The sequence below is a fragment of the Phytobacter sp. V69 genome (genome assembly GCF_965644215.1).
Taxonomy (GTDB): domain Bacteria; phylum Pseudomonadota; class Gammaproteobacteria; order Enterobacterales; family Enterobacteriaceae; genus Phytobacter.
On record NZ_CBFFRL010000330.1, the window covers coordinates 1 to 3,276 of the forward strand.

The window sequence follows — 3,276 nt, forward strand, 5'->3', positions numbered from 1 at the left end:
AATTATCTTTCAATGGTCAAGCTGGGTTGCATCCGATTGTTTTACAAGAGGTTATGCAATTAAGGGACACAGCCTAACAGGAATCCGCAGGTCAGCACAATTTCAATGATGATGGCGGAGGTCATAGAATATTGACCAGGGGAATGTTCGCCGTAACCATTTGAGGCAAAACCACTGGCGGCGGCGTCGAAGCCCGCTTTACCGCTGGCAACCAAGTATAACACCCCGGCAGCGATAATCCCACCAATCACCTGAGCAATAATATAGCCGACAATCTCTTTTGCCGGGAAACGACCACCTGCCCATAATCCCAGGGGCACGGCAGGGTTGAAATGGCCACCGGAAATATGCCCGACAGCGTAGGCCATCGTTAATACGGTTAAACCAAATGCCAGTGCGACACCGACAAAACCAATTCCCAGTTCAGGGAACGCAGCGGCTAATACCTCGCTCCCGCAACCACCAAATACCAGCCAGAATGTCCCAAAACATTCCGCCGCTAATTTTCTAAACATAATATCCTCGATAAAAACAGTACGTCCTGTGAATACAGCCAGAAAAATATGCTGGCTGAGGTGTCGCTATTTTAGAAATAATGACGTGTGCGAATCAGTCAAATAAATGGCGTTAATTTGATTTAGGGCAAAATGATGATAATAGCGAGACAAAGAACGAAAATACGCAGTGAGAAATAATTTCGAATGAAAAATAATTGCTGTGAATAAATTAGCTGTGGGAATTGTTAAAGACTGAATCGTATTTGCACATGTTTAATCCATGATAAATACCATGTTTTGCCCCGCTCCATCCCGCTATACTTGAGCTAACTTGATGGAAAAAAGGCATATTTCCCGGAGGGGCTATGATTCTGGAACGCGTAGAGATTGTAGGGTTTCGTGGCATCAATCGGCTCTCGCTGATGCTGGAACAAACCAATGTCCTTATTGGGGAAAACGCCTGGGGTAAATCAAGCCTGCTGGACGCGCTAACGCTGCTGCTCTCGCCGGAGACGGATTTATACCATTTTGTGCGTGAGGATTTTTGGTTCCCGCCGGGAGACGTTAAGGGGCGCGAACACCATCTGCACATTATCCTGACGTTTCGTGAATCAGAACCGGGGCGACATCGCACGCGGCGTTATCGTCCGTTACAGCCCTGCTGGGTTACCAGTGATGACGGTTATCAGCGCCTGTTTTATCGCCTGGAAGGGGAACTGGCGGAAGATGAGAGCGTGATGACGCTGCGCGGTTTTCTCGATGCGCAGGGACACCCGCTGATACTTGATGATATTGACGACCTGGCTCGCCATCTTATCCGCCTGATGCCGGTGCTGCGCCTACGAGACGCACGTTTTATGCGCCGAATCCGCAATGGCACATTGCCGGAAACGCTGGATGTGGAGGCCACGGCCCGCCAGCTTGATTTTCTTTCCCGCGAGCTGGTGACGCATCCGCAAAACCTGACGGACGGGCAAATTCGCCACGGCCTGTCGGCGATGGTGCAACTGCTGGAGCACTATTTTTCTGAACAGGGCAGTGGCCCGTCCCATCAGCGCCTGATGCGCCGTCGCTCTCACGACGAACAGCGTAGCTGGCGTTACCTCGATATCATCAACCGTATGATTGATAAACCCGGCGGGCGTATGTACCGGGTGATTTTACTGGGTTTCTTTGCCACTTTGCTGCAGGCCAAAGGGACGGTACACCTGGATCGCGATGCGCGGCCGTTGTTGTTGGTTGAAGATCCGGAAACGCGGCTGCACCCCATTATGCTGTCCGTTGCCTGGCAATTGCTCAACCTGCTCCCGTTACAGCAAATCACCACCACGAACTCCGGTGAACTGCTGTCACTCACCCCCGTTGAACATGTGTGTCGTCTGGTGAGGGAATCATCGCGGGTTGCCGCATGGCGACTGGGACCCGGAGGAATGAACGCGGAAGAGGGGCGGCGTATTGCCTTCCATATTCGCTTTAACCGGGCGTCGTCCCTGTTTGCCCGCTGCTGGTTGCTGGTGGAAGGGGAGACAGAAACCTGGGTGATTAACGAACTGGCGCGCCAGTGCGGACATCATTTTGATGCAGAAGGGGTCAAGGTTATTGAGTTTGCCCAGTCCGGGTTAAAACCACTGGTCAAATTTGCTCGCCGAATGGGAATTGAGTGGCATGTGCTGGTCGATGGCGATGAGGCCGGGAAAAAATATGCGGCGACGGTGTACAGCCTGCTTAATAACGAACGCGACCAGGTACGGGAACATTTAACCGAACTGCCCGCGCTGGACATGGAGCATTTCATGTTTCGCGAGGGGTTTGATGATGTCTATCGTCGCGTGGCACAACTGCCGGAAAATGTGCCGATGAATATGCGGCGCGTCATTATTAAAGCGATTCACCGTTCGTCGAAACCCGATTTGGCTATTGAGGTTGCAATGGAAGCGGGGCGACGGGGCGTGGAGTCGGTGCCGATATTGTTACGCAAGATGTTTTCCCGCGTGCTCTGGTTGGCACGCGGGAGAGCCGATTAACGTTGCCAAATATGGCTTATCTGTCTTTGCAGCGAATCCAGTAATTCATAACGGCGGCGATATTCCGCGCGTTTTTTGCTGGCAATCTCCTCCATCGCTTTACGCGCAATAAACAGCGGCAGGCGGAAGGTTCTCTCGGCGGTGCGCTCCCCGCTGAGGGACTCCCAGAAACTGTCGTAATCAGCGTGCAACAGCCCCTGTTTTTTCTTGCGGTACCGCCAGCTTTGGTAGATATGCGTGTCATTACTGACGGCGATAATCTGTTCTACATCCAGATAAGCCGTCAACTCCGTACAGGCTTCCAGTAACAGGCGTTTGGGAAATAAGCCGTGACAACTCTTGGTTGCCGCCTGGATGGCGTCATGGGGGATGTTAGCTTTCGCCCCCTGCAGCCCGCCAATAAATAGCGTGCGTTTTCCCTGGTACTGACACAGTGCGAAGGTCATTCCCGCCAGTTGAGTTCGCTGCTCGTCGCAGAAAACCAGTGTCGCTTCACCTTCTTTGTCCAGCTTTGCATCTGCATAAAAACGGATGCTGTACAGCTCGCCATTTTTACCCGTTAATTCGGCAAGGGTGAGCCCTTGCAGGGTAAAAAAGCTTGAGCGGGTGTCTGCCGGTAAGCGCGCACAAAAAGCATGGTAATGATATTCCAGTGCGGCGAGTGTCTTTTTCTGATCAAACGTTAGATAGTGTCGTCACGAGGATAAAAATCATTGATAATAGGGCCTTCTAATCAGAAGGCCCTATTATCATGA

General features: G+C 51.8%; 1 protein-coding gene and 2 pseudogenes. 1 reads left to right on the forward strand and 2 read right to left on the reverse strand.

Going from position 1 to position 3,276, the window contains the following annotated elements; all coding sequences use genetic code 11:
• Nucleotides 1-74: 74 nt before the first annotated feature.
• Nucleotides 75-515: pseudogene (aqpZ, locus tag ACSZPU_RS24580) on the reverse strand (aquaporin Z); the annotation flags it as partial.
• A 347-nt stretch (nt 516-862) separates the two neighbouring features.
• On the opposite strand from aqpZ, the gene ACSZPU_RS24585 reads away from it, so the two are divergent.
• A complete protein-coding gene (locus ACSZPU_RS24585) occupies nt 863-2,521 on the forward strand; it encodes an ATP-dependent endonuclease (RefSeq protein ID WP_499004198.1) in 1,659 nt (552 codons plus the stop codon).
• On the opposite strand, the pseudogene ACSZPU_RS24590 reads toward ACSZPU_RS24585, so the two are convergent.
• Nucleotides 2,518-3,192: pseudogene (locus ACSZPU_RS24590) on the reverse strand (VirK/YbjX family protein); the annotation flags it as partial. The gene ACSZPU_RS24585 and the pseudogene ACSZPU_RS24590 overlap by 4 nt on opposite strands.
• Between the last annotated feature and the right edge of the window lie 84 nt (nt 3,193-3,276).

Coding starts and splice junctions, on each gene's coding strand:
- ACSZPU_RS24585 (WP_499004198.1), top strand. CDS start 863: ATGATTCTGGAACGCGTAGAGATTGTAGGGTTTCGTGGCATCAATCGG.